The sequence below is a fragment of the Mesorhizobium sp. P3_A8 genome, assembly GCF_056402995.1.
In genome coordinates this window covers 325,061-348,140 of sequence record NZ_JBFUGI010000006.1, presented here as the reverse complement: position 1 = coordinate 348,140, position 23,080 = coordinate 325,061, and the positions used below count along the sequence as shown (strand labels likewise).

The 23,080-nt window shown below is 62.0% G+C and carries 19 protein-coding genes; 8 read left to right on the top strand and 11 right to left on the bottom strand.

Going from position 1 to position 23,080, the window contains the following annotated elements; genetic code table 11:
* Positions 1–210: 210 nt before the first annotated feature.
* Entirely contained in the window at positions 211–1,395 is a 1,185-nt protein-coding gene (gene glf / locus AC1DX4_RS17085; protein WP_477221409.1) for a UDP-galactopyranose mutase, read from the top strand.
* 17 nt (positions 1,396–1,412) lie between these two features.
* Here glf and AC1DX4_RS17080 read toward each other — a convergent pair whose 3' ends face one another.
* Both AC1DX4_RS17080 and AC1DX4_RS17075 read right to left on the bottom strand, forming a co-directional pair.
* Positions 1,413–2,384: an NAD-dependent epimerase/dehydratase family protein gene (locus AC1DX4_RS17080; protein WP_477221408.1), complete on the bottom strand. Its 972-nt coding sequence runs from the start codon at positions 2,382–2,384 to the stop codon at positions 1,413–1,415.
* A 225-nt stretch (positions 2,385–2,609) separates the two neighbouring features.
* A complete protein-coding gene (locus tag AC1DX4_RS17075; RefSeq protein WP_477221407.1) occupies positions 2,610–2,813 on the bottom strand; it encodes a hypothetical protein in 204 nt (67 codons plus the stop codon).
* A gap of 329 nt (positions 2,814–3,142) precedes the next feature.
* Between AC1DX4_RS17075 and AC1DX4_RS17070 the strand changes: the two genes are divergently transcribed.
* Positions 3,143–3,916: an NAD kinase gene (locus AC1DX4_RS17070; protein WP_477221406.1), complete on the top strand. Its 774-nt coding sequence runs from the start codon at positions 3,143–3,145 to the stop codon at positions 3,914–3,916.
* 192 nt (positions 3,917–4,108) lie between these two features.
* Positions 4,109–5,701, top strand: coding sequence for a DEAD/DEAH box helicase (locus AC1DX4_RS17065; RefSeq protein WP_475450982.1), 1,593 nt, complete (start codon positions 4,109–4,111; stop codon positions 5,699–5,701).
* A 73-nt stretch (positions 5,702–5,774) separates the two neighbouring features.
* Here AC1DX4_RS17065 and AC1DX4_RS17060 read toward each other — a convergent pair whose 3' ends face one another.
* The 7 genes from AC1DX4_RS17060 to AC1DX4_RS17030 form a co-directional block, all read right to left on the bottom strand.
* On the bottom strand, positions 5,775–6,380 hold the full coding sequence (locus AC1DX4_RS17060; protein ID WP_477221405.1) for a hypothetical protein: 606 nt from the start codon (positions 6,378–6,380) through the stop codon (positions 5,775–5,777).
* Positions 6,381–6,619: 239 nt separating this feature from the next.
* Positions 6,620–7,270: a YiaD family glycine zipper/OmpA-like lipoprotein gene (locus AC1DX4_RS17055; RefSeq protein ID WP_477221404.1), complete on the bottom strand. Its 651-nt coding sequence runs from the start codon at positions 7,268–7,270 to the stop codon at positions 6,620–6,622.
* 151 nt (positions 7,271–7,421) lie between these two features.
* Positions 7,422–7,790, bottom strand: coding sequence for a GFA family protein (locus tag AC1DX4_RS17050; protein WP_477221471.1), 369 nt, complete (start codon positions 7,788–7,790; stop codon positions 7,422–7,424).
* Between the two features lie 109 nt (positions 7,791–7,899).
* Positions 7,900–8,271, bottom strand: a complete 372-nt coding sequence (locus tag AC1DX4_RS17045; RefSeq protein ID WP_477221403.1) for a hypothetical protein — start codon at positions 8,269–8,271, stop codon at positions 7,900–7,902.
* A 302-nt stretch (positions 8,272–8,573) separates the two neighbouring features.
* Positions 8,574–9,705, bottom strand: a protein-coding gene (gene prfB / locus AC1DX4_RS17040; RefSeq protein ID WP_477221402.1) for a peptide chain release factor 2 whose coding sequence is annotated in 2 segments (ribosomal slippage) — positions 8,574–9,638 and positions 9,640–9,705 — 1,131 coding nt in all. Because the reading frame shifts where the segments join, the coding sequence is not laid out codon by codon here.
* Between the two features lie 126 nt (positions 9,706–9,831).
* Complete coding sequence (locus AC1DX4_RS17035; RefSeq protein WP_477221401.1) at positions 9,832–12,276, bottom strand: penicillin-binding protein 1A; 2,445 nt, start codon at positions 12,274–12,276, stop codon at positions 9,832–9,834.
* Between the two features lie 213 nt (positions 12,277–12,489).
* Positions 12,490–13,752: an N-acetylmuramoyl-L-alanine amidase gene (locus AC1DX4_RS17030; protein ID WP_477221400.1), complete on the bottom strand. Its 1,263-nt coding sequence runs from the start codon at positions 13,750–13,752 to the stop codon at positions 12,490–12,492.
* A 652-nt stretch (positions 13,753–14,404) separates the two neighbouring features.
* Between AC1DX4_RS17030 and AC1DX4_RS17025 the strand changes: the two genes are divergently transcribed.
* Positions 14,405–17,341, top strand: a complete 2,937-nt coding sequence (locus AC1DX4_RS17025) for an Rne/Rng family ribonuclease (protein ID WP_477221399.1) — start codon at positions 14,405–14,407, stop codon at positions 17,339–17,341.
* 105 nt (positions 17,342–17,446) lie between these two features.
* Here the strand turns inward: AC1DX4_RS17025 and AC1DX4_RS17020 are convergent, their stop codons facing one another.
* Positions 17,447–18,394: a glutaminase gene (locus AC1DX4_RS17020; protein ID WP_477221398.1), complete on the bottom strand. Its 948-nt coding sequence runs from the start codon at positions 18,392–18,394 to the stop codon at positions 17,447–17,449.
* Between the two features lie 5 nt (positions 18,395–18,399).
* Positions 18,400–19,548: a pyridoxal phosphate-dependent aminotransferase gene (locus AC1DX4_RS17015; RefSeq protein ID WP_477221397.1), complete on the bottom strand. Its 1,149-nt coding sequence runs from the start codon at positions 19,546–19,548 to the stop codon at positions 18,400–18,402.
* Positions 19,549–19,694: 146 nt separating this feature from the next.
* Between AC1DX4_RS17015 and AC1DX4_RS17010 the strand changes: the two genes are divergently transcribed.
* The 4 genes from AC1DX4_RS17010 to accB all read left to right on the top strand — a co-directional run bounded on the left by AC1DX4_RS17010 (position 19,695) and on the right by accB (position 23,070).
* Entirely contained in the window at positions 19,695–21,086 is a 1,392-nt protein-coding gene (locus AC1DX4_RS17010) for a M48 family metalloprotease (RefSeq protein WP_477221396.1), read from the top strand.
* A gap of 64 nt (positions 21,087–21,150) precedes the next feature.
* Positions 21,151–22,005, top strand: coding sequence for a DsbA family protein (locus AC1DX4_RS17005; RefSeq protein WP_477221395.1), 855 nt, complete (start codon positions 21,151–21,153; stop codon positions 22,003–22,005).
* 145 nt (positions 22,006–22,150) lie between these two features.
* On the top strand, positions 22,151–22,585 hold the full coding sequence (aroQ, locus tag AC1DX4_RS17000; RefSeq protein ID WP_019857903.1) for a type II 3-dehydroquinate dehydratase: 435 nt from the start codon (positions 22,151–22,153) through the stop codon (positions 22,583–22,585).
* 26 nt (positions 22,586–22,611) lie between these two features.
* Positions 22,612–23,070 carry an acetyl-CoA carboxylase biotin carboxyl carrier protein gene (gene accB, locus AC1DX4_RS16995; protein ID WP_477221394.1) on the top strand — a complete coding sequence of 153 codons (459 nt, stop codon included), beginning with the start codon at positions 22,612–22,614 and terminating at the stop codon, positions 23,068–23,070.
* Positions 23,071–23,080: the final 10 nt, after the last annotated feature.

The following is a 23,080-nucleotide window of genomic DNA, read 5'->3' as shown; positions in this document are numbered from 1 at the left end:
GATCGATCAACGATATCGATAAAATAAATGTTCGAATTCTGAAGATTCTTCTAATCTATACAAAGACGATCAAGCCACCAAAATATTTTGATCCATCCAGCCGGAATACCTCGTTTCCAAACACTTCAGCCGGATGTCGTTTTTCGCTTGAATCATGACCAACGGCAGCGAATAAGGCGCTGACGCTGAACACTGAATGGATAAGGCCGGATGGACAAGAACCTGCTTGGCAAGGCCGACATCCTTATTGTCGGCGCGGGCTTTTATGGCGCGACGCTCGCCGAGCGCATCGCCACGCAACTCGGCCGGCGCGTGCTGGTGATCGACCGGCGCCAGCACATCGGCGGCAATGCCTACACCGAACAAGATCCCGCCACCGGCGTCGAGATCCACCGCTACGGGCCGCATCTTTTCCATACATCCAACGAGGAGGTCTGGAACTATCTGCGCGCCTTCACCGGTTTCACGGCCTATCGCCATCGTGCGTTCTCGACCTATCGCGACAAGGTCTATCCGCTGCCGATCAACCTTGCCACGATCTGCCAGTTCTTCGGCAAGCGGCTGAGCCCCAATGAGGCGCGCGGCATGATCGCCGAGCAGGCGGCGGAGCTTGGCGATCGCCCGCCGGCCAATCTCGAGGAGAAGGCGATTTCGCTCGTCGGCCGTCCGCTCTACGAGGCCTTCATCAAGGGCTATACCGCCAAGCAATGGCAGACGGACCCGCGCGAACTGCCGGCACAGATCATCGCGCGCCTGCCGGTCCGCTACACATTCGAGGACGGCTATTTCAACGACCGCTTTCAAGGCCAACCTGTGGATGGCTATACGGCGATCTTCGAAAAGATGCTCGCCCATGAGCTCATCGAAACACGGCTTGGCGTCGACTTCTTCGATATCAAACCCTTGCTTCCGAAAGGCTTGCCGGTCGTCTACACCGGTCCGATCGACCGCTATTTCGACTATTGCGAGGGCGAGCTCGGCTGGCGGACGATCGATATCGATCTCGAGGTCATGGACACGCCGGATCATCAGGGCACGGCGATCATGAACTATGCCGACGAGGACGTGCCCTACACCCGCGTCGTCGAGTTCCGGCATTTCAATCCGGAACGCCAGCACAACAGCGACAAGACACTGATCGGCCGCGAGTATTCCCGTTTTGCCGGCCGCAGCGACGAGCCCTACTATCCGATCGACACGCGCCGGGATCAGGCGGTGTACCGTCGTTACCTCGAACGGGCGGACGCCGAGAAAAACCTGCATCTGGGCGGACGGCTGGGCACCTACCGGTATCTCGACATGCATCAGGCGATCGGCGCGGCCTTGAAGGCCTTTGAAACCGTGCTTGGACCCTACTTCACCGGCAGTCTAGATTCTGTTTCACGGTCGCTATGACGGGTCGGGCCCCAGGCTCAGGCTGAGGCCGCCGATCTGCCGTCAGTCGCCATCTGTCGGCGAAACCATTCGAAAGTGCGCCGTATCCCTTCCTGGTAACTGGTCTTTGCCTCCCATCCGGGAAGAACCTGCCTTGCCAGGGTCAAGTCCGGGCACCGGTTCGTCGGATCTTGCAGGGCAGGCGCATGGTGTTCGATGCGGCTGCCAGCCACAAGCGAACTGACGAATTTCGCGGTCTCGAGAACCGAGACCTCACGATTGTTGCCGATGTTCAAGGGGCCGCGGTGCGAGATGCTGTCACGCCAGAAGAAACGCTCCAACCCATCGACGATATCGTCGACGTAACCCCAGCTGCGCGATTGCGAGCCGTCGCCATAGACGGTCAGGATTCCAGTGGTCAGGGCCTGGCTGACAAAATTCGAAACAGCGCGGCCATCATCGATGCGCGTTCGCGGCCCATAGGTGTTGAACAACCTGACGACGCGGACATCGAGCCCATTGACGCGTTGCTCTTCGAACAGCAGCGCTTCGGTGCAGCGCTTGCTTTCATCATAGGACGCCCTTGGCCCGGTGCAGTCCACGGATCCCCGGTAGCTCTCCGGTTGGGGCGACACCATGGGATCGCCATAGACTTCCGAGGTCGAGGCGAAGCAGAAGCGACCGCCGGGCCTGAGCAGCGATAGAAGATTGAGCGCGCCGCCTATGTTGGCCTTGATCGTGCGAGCCGGCTCGCGCATGTACCATACGGGCGAAGCCGGTGACGCCAGATGGATGATCTCATCGAAATGCCGGCCGGCCGTGAAGCTTTCGGCATCGGCAATTTGCAGGCTGAACCGCGGGTCCGCGACATGGGCAAGGTTGTCGCGCAATCCGGTCCACAGATTGTCGACGACGACAAGCGTTTCCAGATCATCGCGCCGCAGCAGGCGATCGACAAGGTGGGAGCCAATGAAGCCGCAGCCCCCAGAAACCAACACGCTGCGCGCCATCCACACTCCCTTCCAGAAAACTCGACCGGCCAACGCGCCGCAGGGCTTGTTTTCCAGGACGATGGGACCAAGGTCCTATCCAGATCCGAGTGTCTTCTACCAGTGCTTTCATCGCTGCCGCAATTGCAACGATCAAACTTGTCCTGCGCCAGCCGATGACTGGTCGCCCGAGGACGAAACCTTGGGTGCGGATAGGGAAAATGAATTTTCGCGGTTACTCCGCGGTTACAGTGCCCGTTGCGGGCAAGGCATGCCGCTGGCATCGCCACAGCGTGACGCCGTGGGCAGCGGTCTGTTACTCATTGCTTCCGACTGCCGCACAAGCTCGGCGAAGACCAGCGCGAAGCTACCCAGCATGAGAAAGACGATGATCAGGCGTGCTACCGGCAATATGTCGGCCTCGTCTGGTTGGTGCGTGCCCCCGAACATCTAGGTTCGTCCATGGGATCATGCGCACAAATCAAAAGTGCCACAGCGTCCTTTGGCATCCCGAAGGATACTTGCGGTGCTGCGGGCGCCCCCACGCCATCCATCCCGGCTAACATGATCGATCCGCCTTTACGAGAGTTTAAGCCCCGCCTTAACCATCACATTCGCGCGCGCCATGTCATGAAGCGCGACCTGCCGGTGCTGGCGACGCCGTCGCGGCATGGCTTTACCCACCGGCGCAACGGCTCTCTTTGCAGAGCCGCCCGCACCATGCTACCCCGGCGCTGGCGCGACCAGACCCGCCGCCAATCGGTCGCGATCGGGGAGCCATGAGCACAGCCGCCAACAGCATCGCCTTCGTCTCGTCCGACACAGCAGACGCCAAGGCGGCGCTGGAAAGTCTGTCGGCGCGTTATGGCCAATCTTCGATCGCGGAGGCCGCAGTCGTGGTGGCCCTGGGCGGCGACGGCTTCCTTCTGCAGACTTTACGCGACACGATGGGAACCGGAAAGAAGGTCTACGGCATGAACCGTGGCACCATCGGGTTCCTGATGAATGAGTACCGTTCCGGGGGGCTGACCGAGCGAATCGCGGCTGCGGTCGCCGAAACCATCCGCCCGCTGGAAATGCTGGCCGTCACCTCGGAAGGCGAGACCGTTTCGGCGCTGGCGATCAACGAAGTTGCGCTGTGGCGCCAATCCTATCAGACAGCCAAGATCCGCATCAGCGTCGATGAACAGATCCGGCTCGAAGAACTGAGCTGCGACGGCGTCATGATCGCCACGCCAGCCGGATCCACCGCCTACAATCTCTCCGCACACGGCCCGATCTTGCCACTCGACGCACCGCTGCTGGCGCTGACCCCAGTCAGCCCGTTTCGCCCGCGCCGCTGGCGTGGCGCGTTGCTCTCCAACAAGGCAACCGTGCGCTTCGACATTCTCGAGCCGGAAAAGCGGCCGGTGAACGCCGCCGCCGATCACACCGAGGTCAAGGCGGTGACTTCGGTGACGGTACGGGAATCGCCGACCGCGACGGCGACGTTGCTGTTCGATCCCAATCATTCCTGGAACGAGCGCATCCTGGCCGAACAGTTCCGTTACTGAGCCGGCACACAGACAAGCGGCCGGATTAACCATCGCGATTAAGGTTACAACTTCACAATCGTGCCAATCCCGCCCGTTTCTGTTGACAAATCGCGGACTTGCGCCTAATCGCAATACCAATCTTGCAGGCGCGTGGCGCTTGCCGCGACAGACGCCGTTGCGCTTCCCCGAACCAGCCAAAGACAACAACACTTGTCCTCAGACACCACGACCGCTCAAGAAGCGTTGACCTTCGCAGACCTCGGCCTGTCGCCGAAGGTCCTTTCCGCAGTCACCGATGCCGGCTACACCCAGCCGACGCCGATCCAGGCTGGTGCGATCCCGCACGCCTTGCTCGGCAAGGATATTCTGGGCATCGCCCAGACCGGCACCGGCAAGACGGCTTCCTTTGTGTTGCCGATGCTGACCCGCCTCGAAAAAGGCCGGGCACGCGCCCGCATGCCGCGCACGCTGATCCTGGAACCGACGCGCGAACTCGCCGCCCAGGTCGAAGAGAATTTCATCCGATACGGCAAGAACCACAAGCTCAACATCGCGCTTTTGATCGGCGGCGTGTCGTTCGACGAGCAGGACAAGAAGCTGGAGCGTGGCGCCGACGTGCTGATCGCGACGCCTGGCCGTCTGCTCGACCACCGCGAACGCGGCAAGCTGCTGCTCAACGGCGTCGAGATCCTCGTTATCGACGAGGCCGACCGCATGCTCGACATGGGCTTCATTCCCGATATCGAGCGCATCTGCGAAATGATCCCGTTCACCCGGCAGACGCTGTTCTTCTCGGCGACCATGCCGCCGGAAATCACCAAGCTGACGGAAAAATTCCTGCACGCGCCCGTGCGCGTCGAGGTTTCGAAGGCTGCGTCCGCCGCAACCAACATTATCCAGCGGCTGGTGAAGTCCGGCTCGAAGCCCTGGGACAAGCGCGAAACGTTGCGCAACCTCATCAAGGCTGAAGACGCGGAGTTGAAGAACGCCATCATCTTCTGCAACCGCAAGGTCGAAGTGTCGGAGTTGTTCCGCTCGCTGCTGAAGTATGATTTCGATGCCGGCGCCCTGCATGGCGACATGGACCAGCGCGCCCGCATGCAGATGCTGGCCAATTTCCGTGACGGCAAGCTTCGTTATCTCGTGGCTTCGGACGTCGCCGCGCGCGGCCTCGACATCCCCGATGTCAGCCACGTCTTCAACTATGACGTGCCGATCCATGCCGAGGACTATGTCCACCGCATCGGCCGCACCGGTCGCGCCGGGCGCTCCGGCAAATCCTTCACCATCGCGACCAAGTCGGACACCAAATACATCGACGCCATCGAACGGCTGATCGGCAACAAGATCGAGTGGCATGACGGCGACCTGTCGACGGTCGTGGCCAGCGAAGGCGGCGAGGACGATGCTCCGCGCCGTGGCAAAGGCGCGCCGCGCCGTGCCGGCCGCAAGGACGACGATCGCAAGGACAGGGGCGAACGCAAGAAGGGCGGCGAACGTCGCGCCAAACACAGCGAGGAAGATGCCTCGCCGGTGGTCGCACAGCAGGAACAGCCCGATGTGGCTGAGACGCCCGTCGCCGACATTGGCGAAAGGCGTGCGCGCAAGGAGGCGATCCGTTCGGAAAACACCGAACGCAAATCCTCCGATCGCAACGAACAGCGCGCACCGGAGCGGGGCGACACCAGGCCGCAGCGCGATAGCAACCGCCCTGCCCGTCACCGCCACCAGGAAGACAACGACACCACCGTTGGCTTTGGCGATGACATGCCGGCCTTCATGCGCATCGTCGCAAAGGTCTGATCTCCGTCTGCTTTGGAAGGCAAGCCAGCGATCCGGCTTGCCTTCGCGGTAAGCTTCTGGCTCAGCTCGGCCGTTACATCGGCCCGGGCATCATCTTGGTCGGTTTCTCCAGCATCGGAAAGTCGGCCTTGGTGCATTTCACGTTCGGGTTCGTCGGACTGAACATGCCGTTCGGATTGTCCCTGAACAGCCAGGCGTGAAGATCGTAGTGGACGAACTCCCTCGGAATGAGCGGATAGTGTCCCTCCATCGGACCCATGAAGGTCTGGCCAAACAGCTTCGGCGGCGCTTTGACGTCCGGCGTCAGCGGCACCAGCCATTCCACGCCGACCAACTTCAGGCCTTTCTTGGTCGGCTCGTAGATCAGGACGTTGGGCTTCATCGGGTCGAGTTTCTGGCCAACACTTGGAACGTTGACGAAATGGATGCCCATGGCGCCTTTCGGGTATTCCATCGAGCCCGGTATCTTTTCTCCGCTGTAGTAGACGCAGCCGACGGTCGACAGATAGAGGTCGCGAACGGCGGCGGTGTAGTCCTCATATTTGGCGAGCGACTTTTTCAAGGCATCGATGTCGGCCTTGTTGGCGTCCTCGGCCCAAGCCGTAGCGACCCCCAACCATGCGCCTGCAACACCGGTCAAAACGAGGACGCCGCAGCGCCCTAGGCCTGTTCTTGTCATGCATTCCTCCCAGACTTTCTGATCTGGCCGTGCAAGACCGAGGCGGAAAAATGCTTATAGCGCGGCCAGTTGTACCGCCTCATCCCCTCAGGAACGGGACGATGCTATTCCTTTCCATGACCGCGGGAAAGTCGTTAATTAGAACTAGCTAATACTCTGGCGCCGTATCTGAAGAGCGTCGACGTCCTCAAACAAAAACGGCCCCTTGCGGGGCCGTTTTCGTTTCTGATCGATACCGCTCAGGTGAGCGGCGACAGCTGGATTTCGACGCGGCGGTTCTGCTCGCGGCCGGCGGCCGTCGCATTGGATGCGATCGGACGCGTCTTGCCGAAGCCGGTGACCGCGAAGCGGCGTTGATCGACGCCCTGACCGGACAGATAGTTGGCGACCGCCAGTGCGCGGCGCTGCGACAGATCGAAATTGTGCTGTTCGCCGCCGGTCGAATCGGTATGGCCGAACACGTCGACCGTGGTCTGCTTGAACTTCTTCAGCACCAGAGCGACCGAATTCAGCACCGGATAGAAGCCAGGCTTCACCGCATCCTGATCGATGTTGAAGGTGATGTCAGACGGCATGTTGAGGATGATCTGGTCGCCACTGCGGGTGACGCTGACGCCAGTGCCCTCGAGCTGCCGACGCAGTTCAGCTTCGTTCTGATCCATAGTGGCGCCGATTGCACCGCCGGCCAGTGCACCGATGCCGGCGCCGATCAGCGCGTTGCGGCGGTCATTACCGCCGGCAAGCAGACCAAGGCTGGCACCCGCCAGGGCACCAAGACCGGCACCCGCGGCGGTGTTGGAAATCTTCTGGTCACCGGTATATGGGTCGGTCGTGGTGCAAGCGCTCACGAGCAAAGCCGTCGCCACGACGACGAGCACGGTCTTCTTCATAGATGGTCCCTCTCCAAGTCGCGCCTTTTTCGACGGCGCCAAATCAGCCCTTCCCGCGACTTGTACCATGAATTGCGGCGAAAAGCGGAACGGGAAAGATGCCCGCGACGGCTTTTCCCGGGGTCTGTTAGGTGACGATCACCTTGGCCAGCTACCAGAGATTCTTGCCGTCAATGACCACCACTTCCACGGTGTCGAGATCGAAATCATCGAACAGCCGCGAATTGACGCTGATCTTGGGATTGTCGAAATCCGGCTTGCCGGTCGACCAATCCGGCGTTTGCGTGAAGGTGCCGCAGCCGCAGGTGGCGCAAAAGCCGTGCTTTACGGTTTTCGAGCCCCACTCATAGACAGAAACGTTTTCCTGCGGGCTGGTGAGCTTGAATTGTGATGGGATGTAATAGGCCCAGAGCGAGCCGCGTTTCGAGCAGAACGAACAGGTGCATTGCGTCACCGTCTGCGGTGCCTCTGAAACCTCGAATGTCGTCGCCTTGCAGTGGCAGCTTGCCTTGATGGTCATCAACATCACCTCTCCATTGTCGGCCGCCCATGCGGCAGGGCACCATAAAGAAGCGATCCTGACAACTGTCTGTCAGCAGGCTTTACGCCCTGAACAGCCGGCAGCAAACTCAGTAAGACGATGGCGGCACGAACAGGCAGATGGTCTTTCCGGCATCGAGCCCTGCTTGATGCGCGCACCAATGGAATTCTCCGTCGGGCGAATCCTTGATCCGTCTGTCGCTATACGCGACCACCTCCCCGGTGTCCTTGATGACATAGCCTTCCGGGCGCTCGCTGATCGAGGTTTGCGACACCTCGTGGCAATCGTAATTCGCGCAGCAGGCAAACGGATAAGCCCAGCCTTGCGGCTTGGCCGCGGTCGGCTTCGCGTCATGCGCCAGGGCCGGCGCCGACAGCAGCGCGATCGCCGCGCAAAGGGGAATGACAAGCTGGCCAACCGATGGAACGGCGATGGCCGATCTGGAACTGGCAGCAGACATGGGAACGTTCCTTTCAAACGAGGTTCAAGCGTTTCGCTTGCCCGTTCCCGGAACGTGTCTTCCCAGCGGCCAATCGTCAGCAGATATGCCGCGACCGGCCATAAATGCTTTTGTCTCCTCCTGCGTCCGATGGTGAGCCGAAATGTGAGTCGGCGCAAGAAATTGCTGCGTGGCCGGACGACCTGTTGCCGCCGGCCCACCCAAGGCAGCAACCAGGTGAAATCACAACTACGGCAGTCGTTGGTGATGGCCCGCTTCGTCCAGTGCGAGCGGTCACACTCCAGGTTTGGCGGCGGACGGCGCTAGTCCAGATCGGCCACGGCCTCACCCGCGCCGCCCTCGATGCGCTGCGACAGCGAGGCTTCCATGAAGTCGTCGAGGTCGCCGTCGAGCACGCTCGACGGGCTGGTGCTCTCGACGCCTGTGCGCAGATCCTTCACCAGCTGGTAGGGCTGCAGCACGTAGGAGCGGATCTGGTGACCCCAGCCGATGTCGCTCTTCGACGCCTCGGTGGCGTTGGCCACCGCCTCGCGCTTCTTCAGCTCTTCCTCGTAGAGGCGCGAGCGCAGCATTTCCCAGGCCTTCGCCTTGTTCTTGTGCTGTGAGCGTTCGGCCTGGCAGGCAACCGCGATGCCGGTGGCGATATGGGTGATGCGGACCGCCGAGTCGGTGGTGTTGACGTGCTGGCCTCCCGAACCGGACGAGCGATATGTGTCGATGCGGACATCGGATTCTGAAACATCGATCTCGATCCTGTCATCTACGACTGGATAGACCCAGATGCTGGAGAAGGATGTATGGCGGCGCGCATTGCTGTCATACGGCGAAATACGAACCAGGCGATGGACACCCGATTCCGTCTTCAGCCAGCCATAGGCATTGTGGCCCTTGATCAGCAGCGTGGCGGACTTGATGCCTGCTTCTTCGCCGTCATGCATTTCCAGCACCTCGACCTTGAAGCGACGCCGTTCGGCCCAGCGCGTGTACATGCGCAACAGCATCGAGGCCCAGTCCTGGCTCTCGGTGCCGCCGGCGCCGGCATGGACTTCGAGATAGGTGTCGTTGGCGTCAGCCTCGCCCGACAGCAGCGTTTCGACCTGGCGGGCCTTCGCCTCGCCCTGCATGGAGCGGATCGCCGCCTCAGCCTCGGCGATGACGCCCTCGTCGCCCTCTTCCTCGCCGAGCTCGATCAGGCCGATATTGTCTTCCAGCGCTTGCGTCAGACCCTTGACCGACGCGATGCCTTCCTCGAGGCCCTGGCGTTCGCGCATCAGCTTCTGCGCTTCCAGCGGTTCGTTCCAGAGGCTGGCGTCCTCGGCGCGGACATTCAGGTATTCAAGCCGCTTTATGGCCTGATCCCAGTCAAAGATGCCTCCTCAGCAGGGTTATCGCCTGCCTGATCTCGTCGACAATATTCTGCGTTTCCGCGCGCATGGCCTGGTATTTTGTCCTGTTGCTGAAGTGACACTTCGGTCGGCGCGATACATAGGGACGGCGCCGCCATGTGTAAAGCGAAATGGGCCGGCCCCGAGGCCAGCCCAGCAGTCGGCATTTGACCCGTCAGTAGAGGCCGCCGCCACCGTCCTGGATGGCCTGGTTGGCCTGCGGCGACAATGGGCCGCCCGACGCGTTGGAGCCGTCGGCGCCCATGCCGATCACCCAGTAGCTGTCGGCGGGACCAGTGCCCGGCTTGAAGGCCTCGATGATGGTGCCCGGATCGCCCGACGCGGCACGCATGCCGGTCTTGCGATTGATGGCGACCAGGTTCATGCCGTCAGGAACCTTGAAGTCGACATTGGGCGTGCCGTCCAGCGCCACACGCATGAAATCCTTGAAGATCGGGGCGGCGAGACCGCCGCCGGTGGCGCCATGGCCAAGGCCGCGCGGCGTGTCATAGCCCATGTAGAGACCGACCACGAGGTTCGGCGTGTAGCCGATGAACCAGGCGTCCTTCTCGTCGTTGGTGGTGCCGGTCTTGCCGGCGATGTGGCGGCCTAGCTCACCGATGGTGGCGCCGGTACCGCGTTGCACCACGCCTTCCATCATCGAGGTGATCTGGTAGGCGGTCATCGGATCGAGCACCTGCTCGGAAGTGTCGACCAGTTCCGGCTCCGGCTGGTTCTTCCATTCAGGCGCGTTGCAGCCTTCGCAGCCACGCTCATCCTGCTTGAACACGGTCTTGCCGTAGCGGTCCTGGATGCGGTCGATCAGCGATGGTTTGATCGATTTGCCGCCATTGGCCATGATCGAATAGGCCGAAACCATGCGCATGACGGTCGTCTCGCCGGAGCCCAGCGCCATCGGCAGATACGGCGCCAGATGGTCATAGACGCCGAAGCGCTCGGCATATTCGACGACCAGCTTCATGCCCATGTCGTTGGCAAGCCGCACCGTCATCAGGTTGCGCGACTTTTCGATGCCGGAGCGCAGCGTTGCCGGCCCGGCGACGGTGCCGTCATAGTTCTTCGGCGTCCAGGTCGTGTTGCCGCTCTGGATGGTGATCGGTCCGTCCATGATCACCGAGGCCGGCGTATAGCCGTTGTCGAGCGCGGCCGAATAGACGATCGGCTTGAACGAGGAGCCCGGCTGGCGCATGGCCTGGGTGGCGCGGTTGAATTCCGACTGCGAATAGGAGAAGCCGCCGACCATGGCCAGCACGCGGCCGGTGTGCGGATCCATCGCGATCAGGCCACCTTCCACCTCGGGAACCTGACGCAGGCTGTAGGTATTGTCGGAACCATCGTTCTTCTGCACGAAGATGACGTCGCCCGGCTTCAGCACGTCGGCCGGCGACTTGGCCTTGACTGTCTTGCCGTCGACCAGATGGCGCATGGCGAAACCCATGTCATCCTTGCTGACGGTGCCTTCGACACGTTCCTTGACGATCTCACCCGACGCCTGGCGTGCGGGTTGCAGGCCGATCGAGAGGCCGGTCGCCGAGGAGTCGAGCACGACGGCGAGCGACCATTCGGGAACGTCTTCCAGCCCCTTGACGGCGCCCAGCGGGACGCCCCAGTCGCTCGACACGTCAATCGACGTCACCGGCCCGCGATAGCCGCGCAGCGTGTCGTATTTCATCAAACCGTTCTGCATCGCCTTACGGGCGATGAGCTGAACCTTCGGATCAAGGGTCGTGCGAATGGAAAGACCGCCCTCGTAGAGCGCATTCTCGCCATAGCGGGCGATGATCTGGCGACGAACCTCTTCGGTGAAATACTCGCCCGCGAACAGATAGGAGCCAGTGCGGCGTGGGGCGACACCCAGCGGCTCGGCCTTCGCCTTCGCACCCTCTTCGGGGGTCACGTAACCGTTCTCGACCATCTGGCCGATGACCCAGTTTCGCCGCTCGATCGCGCGATCGGCATGCTTGAAGGGATTGTAGTTGGCCGGACCTTTCGGCAGCGAAGCCAGATAAGCGGCCTCGGCCACGGTCAGTTCGTTCACCGATTTGTCGAAATAGGTGAGTGCCGCGCCGGCGACACCATAGGCGTTGAAGCCAAAGAAAATCTCATTGAGATAGAGCTCAAGGATGCGATCCTTGGAATAGGCCTGTTCGATGCGGAACGAGAGGATGGCCTCCTTGACCTTGCGTTCCAGGGAGCGCTCGTTGGTGAGAAGGAAGTTCTTGGCAACCTGCTGGGTGATCGTCGAACCACCCTGCATCGGTCCACCCGAAACATAGGTGAGCACCGCCCGGCCCAGGCCCGTTATGTCAACACCGGGATGGCTGTAGAAGTTCTTGTCCTCGGCTGACAGAAAGGCCGCCTTGACGCGGTCCGGAATGGCCTGGATCGGCAAATACAGGCGCCGTTCGCGCGCATACTCCGCCATCAGAGAGCCGTCGGAGGCATGAATGCGGGTGGTCACCGGCGGCTCGTACTTGGCCAGCACTTCGTAGTCAGGCAGATCCTTTGCTACATGGCCGATGTAAAGCGCAACGCCCGCCGCAGCCAGAAGGGCCAGCGTCGTGCCGATGCCGAAGAAATAGCCAATGAGACGAATCATACCCGCTCCAGTCCTTGGTTCGGGAATTTCCTAAACGAAGCCGCCTTCCACGCAAGCTTTCGAGCCGGTCCCAATCCGTAATCGAAAACCCATGTCGCCACCATGTGGACAAAATACGGCAAGGCCTGATTTCGTGACCGGCTGCGTGGAATAAAGGCACCGGGTGTTGTCATCCGGCAACGCTGCCCCTGGTTGCAGGCGCCGCCAGGCATGTCAGCCTCCAGTTCCTGGTCCGACCCGGGCGGAAGCGAACAGCGCGACGGCGTTGGTGATGCTTTGGGCGGCCTTGCCGCGCCATTCGGCGTCGAGCAGCTGCGCCTCGTCCTTGGCATTCGAGAGATAGCCGAGTTCGACCAGAACGGACGGCACGTCTGGTGCTTTGAGCACCTTGAACCCGGCGGAACGCTGCGGATTGTTGATCAGGCCGACACTGGTCGACAGCTGGCCGACCAGCGTGTGGGCGAAACTCATCGAAAAAGTGTGCGTCTCGCGGCGGATCAGGTCGATCAGGATGTCGGTCACTTCCTTGTTATCGTCCTTGATGACCATGCCGGCGAACTGGTCGGAGAGATTTTCGCGGTCGGCAAGCGCCTGCGCCTGGGGATCCGACGCCTTGTCGGAAACGGTGTAGACAGTGGCGCCGCGGATGCCCTTGACGCTGATTGTGTCGGCATGGATCGAAATCAGCAGGTCGGCTTCATGCTGGCGGGCAATGCGCACGCGGTCGTCCAGACGCAGATATTCATCGGTGTCACGGGTCATGAAGACATCGTATTTGCCAATCGCGGCGAGCTTGTCGCGCAGCTCCGTGGCGAAGGCCAGCGTGACGTTCTTCTCAATGGTGCCGTTCAGGCCCTCGGCGCCGCCGTCGACGCCGCCATGGCCGGGATCGATGACGACGGTGAAGCGGTGGCCCGGATTGGAGACCGGCCCGGTACCAACCCGCCCGCCCTTGTCGGTCGAAACCGTCGAGCCGGTGGTCAGCGCCTGGTTAGCAAGGGCGACGTCGAACTCGCGTTCGGAGGCGGCCGACATGTCGATGGCAATGCGGTAACCGGTTCCATCCTCATTCTTGAGCACATCCAGCTTGTCGACGGCGAACGGTCCCTTGCCGGTGAGGATGAGCCGCGAAACGCCCTCGCCGAGCGCGCCCAGGCGCACGCCCTTGACCAGGCCGCGTGGCTTCAAATCCTTGGCGTCAATGGCCAGCCTGGTATTCGCCAGATCGATGACCAGACGATTGGGTCCGCGCAGCAGGAACCACTTGATGTCCGGTTCGCGATCGAAATCCATGACGATGCGCATCTTGGTGGCATCGCCGGCCATCTTGTAGCCTTTCGCCACCAGTGGCGCGTCTGCGGCGTTGGCAACGGGGGAAAAGGCCTGGGAAATCGCCAAGAGCATCAAGAGACAGAAGGCGTGCAGAATCCGGCCGCCAACACGACATCCCTTGTCTGTGAAGTCTGCCAGTCCCATTTCTCTTCCAGTCGCTCCCGGTTTGGCGCCAGGCGCCCTCTCGTTTCGTCGAAGTGCCGGTTAGGCCGCGAACTCGATTAACGATTGGTATCCAGAGAAGGTTAACCAAGCCTTTTCATGCAAGGTTCGGAACCCAGGCTTACGCTACGGAACTGCTTTTTGCCGGCATCGGAAATCGGGGTTGCCTTCCACCCCGTCAAATCATAAAAGCGATAGTGGATCACTGCAATCCTGGAACCGCCCTCCTCCGCAGCTTCCTGCTACAGGGTCAGATGAAAAGGCGGCTCCTTTCGCTTCACGCGAAAAGGGTTCAGGTGATTGCGACGAATTTCGCAGGCGTGCTCCCGTGGCGGGGGAATCACCTGCGTGAGGAAAACGGCCGGGTTTGTTCCCGTGCCGGCTCTGTATGAGCAAACAAGCTGGTCCGGTTTCCGGGCTTTGGTTCAAAAGGTTCTGCTGGTGACGATGGCTTCAAGCGCAATCATGGAAAGGTCCGCATCAAACCGCGCCATTATGGCTGCGGGCGGCACCGCCATGACGCGCAGGCACCGTCCGGCGGACATTCAGACATCCGGCACCCACACTCCAGACACGCAGCAGCGGGCTTTGCCTTGCAAGCTGCGGCTGACGGCTGCCGGGAGGAAACGAAATAATGCCCAACAAAATGCTGATAGACGCCTCCCACCCGGAGGAAACACGCGTTGTCGTCGTACGCGGTAACCGTATCGAAGAATTCGACTTTGAATCCCAGGACAAGAAGCAGCTCAAAGGAAACATCTACCTCGCCCGCGTAACGCGCGTCGAACCCTCCCTTCAGGCAGCCTTTGTCGAATATGGCGGCAACCGTCACGGTTTTCTCGCCTTCAGTGAAATACACCCCGACTACTACCAGATTCCGGTCGCCGACCGTCAGGCCCTGCTGCGCGCCGAAGCGCAGGAGGCCGAAGACGAAGAGGACGAGGATGGCGACGGCGAGGATCGCCAGAGCCGCGAGCGCGGACGGCGTGGGCGCCGGCGTGGCGGCAAGAGCCGCGACCGCGGTGAGCACAAGCGCGATGCGGGCGAAGAAGGCTCCGGCGAGGCAGTCGAAGGCAGCGACAATGGCGACATCGTTGTCGAGGAGATCTCCCACACTTCCGAGATCATCGAACACGCGGCCGATACATCAGAACATTCAGAGCATGCTGATGCGTCCAGCCATGATGAAGGTTCCGCCGAGCAAGACGAAACCGACACCCGCGAGGGTGGCCCGACATCGATCGCCGCCGCGGTCGAAGGCGATGTGATTTCCGAACCCGTCTCGCAGACGGAACAGGGCACTGAAGCAACGTCCGGCGACAATGATCGCGGCATGCTGGAGGAAGTACAGTCCTCGCATCCCGATGACCACGAGATCGAATCGGTCGGCGCCGAGGACGCGCTGGAAGAAGTTCGCAACCGCCGCAAACCGGTGCGCCGCCAGTACAAGATCCAAGAAGTGATCAAGCGCCGGCAGATCCTTCTGGTGCAGGTCGTCAAGGAAGAGCGCGGCAACAAGGGCGCCGCACTGACCACCTATCTGTCGCTTGCCGGCCGCTATTCGGTGCTGATGCCGAACACGGCGCGCGGCGGCGGCATTTCGCGCAAGATCACCAGCGCGGTCGACCGCAAGCGCCTGAAGGAGGTCGTCGCCGATCTCGAAGTGCCGCAGGGCATGGGCGTTATCCTGCGCACCGCCGGCGAGAGCCGCACCAAGGCGGAGATCAAGCGCGACTATGAATATCTGATGCGGCTTTGGGAGAACGTGCGCAATCTCACGCTCCAGTCCACCGCCCCTGCCCTCGTCTACGAGGAAGGCAGCCTGATCAAGCGTTCGGTGCGCGACCTCTACAACAAGGATATCGACGAGATTCTCGTCTCCGGCGAGGAGGGCTACCGCGAGGCCAAGGACTTCATGCGCATGCTGATGCCGAGCCATGCCAAGGTGGTTCAGCCGTTCCGCGACACGACGCCGATCTTCGTGCGCAACGGCATCGAGGCGCAGCTCGACCGCATGCTGCAGCCGCAAGTGACGCTGAAGAGCGGCGGCTACATCATCATCAACCAGACCGAGGCGCTGGTCGCTATCGACGTCAATTCGGGCCGCTCCACCAAGGAGCACTCGATCGAGGACACGGCGCTCCACACCAATCTGGAAGCGGCCGAGGAAGTCGCGCGTCAGCTCAGGCTGCGCGATCTGGCTGGCCTGATCGTCATCGACTTCATCGACATGGAGGAGAACCGCAACAACCGCTCCGTCGAGAAGCGGCTGAAGGATCACCTCAAGAACGATCGTGCCCGTATCCAGGTCGGCCGAATCTCGCATTTCGGCCTGATGGAGATGTCACGCCAGCGCATCCGCGCCAGCGTGCTGGAATCGACCATGAAGCCCTGCCCGCATTGCGGCGGCACCGGCCATGTGCGCTCCGATTCGTCGGTCGCGCTGATGGTGGTGCGGGCGATCGAGGAATTCCTGCTCAAGGATTCGCGCAGCCACATCACGGTGCGGACGCCGGCGGCGACCGCACTCTACGTGCTCAACCACAAGCGCGGCACACTGGTGGAACTCGAAAGCCGCTTCGGCCTGACCATCACCATCGAAGCCGACGATACGGTTGGCGCGCAGCACTATGCGATCTTCCGCGGCGCTCTGGCCGAAAAGCCGGAAGGCTTTGTCGAGGCGCGCAGCTTCCCGGCCTATGTCGAGCCGGAAGAGCCAGAGGACGAGATTGTCGTCGTCGAGGAAGATGATGAGGTCGTGGTACAGGCTGAGCAGCCACGCCAGCAGCCGCAGCAAAACCAGCAGCCGCGGCCTGCTGCCGGTGCCGAGGACGGCGAAGGCCGCGACCGCAAGCGCCGCAAGCGTCGCAGACGTCGCGGCGGCAGGGACCGTGATCGCGAACATGGCGCGCCGGCCGACGGCTCATCCGTCTCCGCTCCGGCCGGCGATTTCGCCGAATCGGCAAACGCGGCGGATGATGGCGACGGTGAAACCGACGACGCGGCTCCGATCGCTGCCAGCGCCTCTGACGAGGCGGCGCAGGCTGCGGATGACGGCCAGGGCAAGAAGCGCCGCCGCGGCAAGCGTGGCGGCAAGCGCAATCGCCGTGAAGACGGTGAAGGCGAGACCGAGGCAGGTGCCGGCGAAACGACAGAGGCTTCCGAGGCTGATGCTTCCGAAAGCGAGCCTGCGTCGATCGAGCCGGTGGCTGTCGCTGTGGAAGAGCCGGTGGCTGCGGTAAGCGAAGAGGTGCCGAGCACCGAAAAGCCCAAGAAGCCGCGTCGCGCAGCCAAGCCGAAGAAGGCAGCCGCCGAGGCCGTCGCCGAAACGACTGTCGTCGAGGCAGCCGCGGAAACGCCGGTCGAGGCTCCGGTGGCTATTGCCGAGGAAACGGCGGTCGCGGCCGTCGCGGAAGAGCCTGCAAAGGCCCGACCGTCACGACGCAAGCCGGCAGCCATCGATGCACCGGTTGTGCCCGTGGTTTCCTCGACCGTCACCGCTGAGCCGGAAGCCAAGGCCGAAGAAAAGCCGAAGCGCGCCGGCTGGTGGCAGCGGAAGGGCTTTTTCTAAGCCTTTTTCGCTACTTGAACTGATTTTCTGACAAAAATAATCCCGCGCTGTCCTGAAAGACGGCGCGGGATTTTTCATATCCGTCGTTCCGACAGATCATGAAAGTCATGGCGCGAAGATCGACCAGTTCATCATCCTGGCCAGCTTCTCCAGCGCGATCGAGCCCAGCTTGGAATTGCCGTTGGCGTTGAGACCGGGCGACCAGACGGCAAGCGAGGCGACGCCCGGCACGATGCCCAATATGCCGCCGCCGACGCCGCTTTTTCCAGGAATGCCGACACGGAAGGCGAAATCGCCGGAGCCGTCATAGTGGCCGCAGGTCAGCATCATGGCGCCGATGCGCCGCGCCCGCTCGGCCGACACCACCGTATGCCCGGTCGCCGGGTTCTTGCCGCCATTGGCGAGGAAGCGGCCGGCCATCGCCAGTTGCCGGCAACTCATGGCGATGGCGCAATGATGGAAATAGACGCCGAGCGCCAGTTCCGGCGCATGATGAAGATTGCCGAAGGATTTCATGTAGTTGGCGAGCGCGAAATTGCGATAGCCGGTGGCGCGTTCGGATGCGGCGACCTCGCGGTCGATGATGATGGTCTCGTCGTCGGCGAGGAACTGGATGAAGCGCAGGATCTCGCCGATCGCCTCGCGAGGCTGGTGGCCGGCAAGCAGAATGTCGGAAATGACGATGGCGCCGGCATTGATGAACGGATTGCGCGGAATGCCGTTCTCGTGCTCGAGCTGGACGATCGAGTTGAACGGGTTGCCCGAAGGTTCGCGCCCTACCCGTTTCCACAGCGCGTCGCCGACATTGCCGAGCGCCAGCGTCAAGGTGAACACCTTCGAGATGCTCTGGATGGAGAAGGGCTGGTCGGCATCGCCCGCCACCAGCACGCGGCCGTCATTGGTGACAGCGGCTATGCCGAATTTCCTTGGATCGACCTTGCCCAATTGAGGAATGTAGGTGGCGACGTCGCCACGATCGGTCCGCTCGGCCATTTCGGCGGCGACTTCGGCCAATGCTTGATCAAGTTTGGGGGCCTGTTCGAGTTCCGGCATGGGCGCTACCTCAACCAGCGTTCGATGCGCGCCATCGCCTCGACCATGTCGTCGTGGCTGCCGGCATAGGAAAACCGCATCGTGCGATGCCCCGCCTGAGTGTCGAAGTCGCGGCCGGGCGTCGCCGCCACATGCGCCTCGGCCAGCATCTTGCGCGCAAAGGCCATGCTGTCATTGGTGTGCCTTGTAACATCACAGAAGGCATAGAAGGCGCCATCCATGGGCGCGGCCAGCGGAAAGCCGAGTTCCGGCAGACGCTTCATCAGCAGCTCGCGATTCCAGGCATAGCGCCCCTTGACCGCTTCCAGCTCTTCGGTCGCCGTAAAGGCTTCGATCGCGGCGATCTGCGACAGTTCCGGCGGCGAGATGTAGAGGCTCTGGGCGATGCGCTCGACGGGCCGCACCAGCTCTTCCGGCAACACCATCCAGCCGATGCGCCAGCCGGTCATGCAATAGTATTTCGAGAACGAATTGATCACCGTCACGCTGTTGCCGAAGGTGAGTGCCGTGGTGTCCGGGGCGCCATAAGCCAACCGGTGGTAGATCTCGTCGGAGATGACGGCGATGCCCAGCGTCTCCGCTGTATTGACCAGCGCCGACAGGTCGTCGGCCGGTATGACGGCACCGGTTGGGTTGGCCGGACTTGCGAAAAGCACGCCCTTCAGCGGCTTCTCGCGATGCGCTGTCTCCAGATGACCGGCATGAAGATAGGCCGCGTCACCGAGTTCGATCTCGACCACATCGATGCCGAGCGCCGCCATGATGTTGCGATAGGCAGGGTAGCCGGGGGCAGCGATGGCGACGCGATCGCCCGGATCGAACATCGCCAGAAAGGCGAGATTGAAGGCCGCCGACGATCCCGTGGTCACCGCGATCCGGCCGGGTTCGATTTCGAGCCGATAATGCTCCGCGTAATGCTCGGCGATCGCCTTGCGCAGACCAGCCAGACCCAACGTGTCGGTGTAGCCTATGCGGCCGTGCTCCAAGGCCTTGGCCGCGGCGGCGCGAACCCGTGCGGGCGCCGGATCGGATGGCTGGCCGACCGCCATGGAAATCACCGGCACGCCCTGGGCCTTGAGCCTGTTCGCCTCGGCCAGGATGTCCATGGCGTGGAACGGCTCGACATTGCCGCGACGTGAGAGCGAAACGACCATTTTATCCCTATCCCGACGGTTGGGCACGCCATGCCTTGAATACATGCGCCGCACAAATGCCCGATTGATGTGAGGATCACAAGTTGAGGAAGTTTTCCGGTGCCGACTTTTCATCTTTCGCCCGCTCGTCTACCAGTGGACACGTCATGTTGAGCCGACCCAGATCTACGATTGCCCGGATTGCGCGTGTTTTCACGACGCTTTCGCTTGGCGTCGCGGTTGCCGTGGCGAGTTCGGCCACCGCCTTCGCCCAGAACGTGCCGGTGGTACGCGATGCCGAGATCGAGGCTCTGGTGCGCGACTACGCGCGGCCGATCTTCAAGGCGGCGGGGCTCGCGAATGACGGCATCGATATCGTGCTGGTCAATGATTCCAGCTTCAACGCTTTCGTCACCGGGCGCCGGCTGTTCATCAACACCGGCGCGCTGATGACGGCGGAAACGCCCAATGAGATCATCGGCGTCATCGCGCATGAGGCCGGCCATATCGCCGGCGGCCACCAGCAGAAACTGCGTGACCAGCTCGAACGCGCCAAGACGATGGCCATCATCGCGACATTGCTTGGCGCCGGCGCGATGGTTGCCGGTGCGACCACCAACAGCCGCGGCCTGGCTGGCGCCGGCATGGGTGTGGCCGCCGGCGGCGGCGAGATGGCACAGCGCAGCATCCTCGCCTACCAGCGCACCGAGGAGATCACGGCCGACCGTTCGGCGATAACCTATCTCAACGCCACCGGCCAGTCCGGCATGGGCATGCTGAAGACGTTCCGGCGCTTCCAGACCGCGCTGTCGCTGTCGGGTGCGCAAGTCGATCCCTATCGGATCAGCCACCCGATGCCGCAGGAGCGCATCGCCAATCTCGAAGTGCTGGTGACGCAGAGCCCCAATGTCGACAAGGTCGACCCGCAGACGCTGCAGCAGCGCCATGACATGATGCGGGTGAAGATCGCCGTCTATATGGAAGGCCAGGCCACCGCGGCGCGGCTGATGCAAAAGATGAGGGGCAGCCTTGCAGCACAATATGGCGATGCCCAATCGACCTATCTTTACGGTGACATCGCCGGCGCACTCGCCAAGACCAACGCGCTGATCAAGGCGCAACCCAAGAATGCCTATTTCCAGGAGTTGCGCGGCGACATCTTGATGAAGGCGAACAAGCCCAAGGACGCGACGGAAGCCTACGAAAAGGCGGTCAGCCTCGATCCGGTCCGGTCCGGCTTGCTGCCTGTCTCGCTTGGCCAGGCGCTGATGGCGGTCGGCACGCCCGACACGCTGAAGAAGGCCGTCGTACAGATCAACAATGGCTTGGGGCGCGACAAGGAAAATTCCGCCGGCTACCGCTATCTGGCGCAGGCTTACGGCGAACTGGGAGACATACCAGGCGCCGAGCTTGCCACCGCCGAAGGTCACTTCTATTCCGGCAATTACAAGGATGCGAAGATCTTCGCCATGCGGGCGCAGCAGCAGATGAAGCGCGGCGAGCCGCGTTGGATACGAGCCCAGGACATCATAAACTACAAATCGTCTAGCAAGATCTAGTGAACCTTCAGGCGACGCGCTGCGACACAGCCGCACCGGGAAACAGGCAAAAGGAACGAGAACGATGAAAAAGGCACTGCTGCTGGGCACCACGGGGATTGCTGTAGCCCTTGCCATGCTGGCTTTCGGTTTCGTGGCCGGCAGCCCGCAGATTGCCAAGGCCGGTACGGCGCAGCCTGTCCAGACGGCGCAGCCTGTCGAGACGGCGCAGCCTGTCCAGACCGCAGGGGCCGACACCAAGGCGGCCGATACCAAGATCGACCGCGCCGAGGTCGAAGGGATCATCCGCGACTACCTCTTGAAGAACCCGGAAGTGCTGCTCGAAGTGCAGGACGCGCTCGAGGCCAAGCAGAAGGAGGAACAGCGCCTCGCCGCGCTCGGCGTCATCAAGAACGCCAAGGACCAGATCTTCAACTCCAGCTTCGACGGCATCGTCGGCAACCCGAACGGCAAGGTGACGATCGTCGAGTTCTACGACTACAATTGCGGCTTCTGCAAACGCGCCATCGACGACATGCGGGCGCTGACCAAATCCGATCCGGATCTGCGCTTCGTACTCAAGGAATTCCCGATCCTCGGCCCGGATTCGCAAAAGGCCAGCGTCGTCTCGATGGCCTTCCACCTGATGATGCCGGAAAAGTACGGCGAGTTCCACAATGCCCTGCTCGGCGGCCAGGGACGCGCCACCGAAGCGACGGCGATCAAGATTGCGCTTTCGCTCGGCGCCGACGAGGCGACTTTGCGCGAAAAGATGAAGGATCCGTCGATCAGCGAGGCCTTCTCCAAGACCTACGATCTTGCCAATAAGCTGGCGATCACCGGAACGCCGTCCTATGTCGTCGGCAATGAGGTGGTGTTCGGGGCTCTCGGGCAGGAGGTGCTGGCGGAAAAGATCGAGGCGGCGAAAGCCGCGCTTTGATCAGCCGGGGGTTTTCTTCACCGGCGCATTTCGGCCTGTTGTGGACAGTGAAAGAACGCACTTGCGCTCTTTTCGCGGACGGCTATGCCCGGTATAGAGGCCCAGCGCGCCGGTTTGATACCGGCGCCGGAAAAGGTCGGCTTTTTTGAAAACGGTTTTCGTCCTGAACGGTCCCAATCTAAACGCGCTCGGCAAGCGCGAGCCGGGCATTTATGGCGGCAAGACGCTTGCCGCGATTGCCGACGACTGCAAGCAGGCCGGCGCGTCGCTTGGGCTCGAGATCGATTTCCGCCAGTCGAACCATGAGGGCGATCTTGTCGACTGGATCCAAGAAGCCGGTGACAAGGCTGCCGGCATCGTCATCAATCCCGGTGCCTACAGCCATACCTCGATCGCGATCCACGACGCCATCCGTTCGGTCGCGCCGCTGCCGGTCGCCGAAGTTCACCTTTCCAACATCCATGCGCGGGAATCATTCCGCCACGTCTCCATGGTCGCGCCGGTCGCCGTCGGCATGATCTGTGGCTTTGGGCCGCTCGGCTACACGCTGGCGCTACAGGCGCTGGCCGCACGCCTATGACCGGCCAACAAACAGAAGGCTCGAAAATGTCGATAAAGAAGACCGGTGTTGACCAGCAACTGATCCGCGATCTGGCGGGCATACTGAACGACACCAACCTGACCGAGATCGAGGTTGAACTGGGTGACCTGAAGGTGCGCGTGTCGCGGCAGGCGCCTGCCGTCCACGCGATTGCGGCCCCCCAGCCCACCTATGCGCCAGCTGCCGCCCAAACCGCTGCAGCGGCAGCGCCGGCGGTGGTCGACGTGTCGAAGAACGCGGTCACCTCGCCGATGGTCGGCACTGCCTATCTGGCGCCGTCGCCCGACGCCAAGGCGTTCATCGAGGTCGGCCAGAAAGTCAAGGAAGGCCAGACGCTGCTGATCATCGAGGCGATGAAGACGATGAACCAGATTCCTTCGCCGCGCGCCGGCACGGTGACGGCGATCCTGTTCGAGGATGCTTCACCGGTCGAATACGGCATGCCGCTCGTCGTGATCGAGTAGAGCGGGCAGT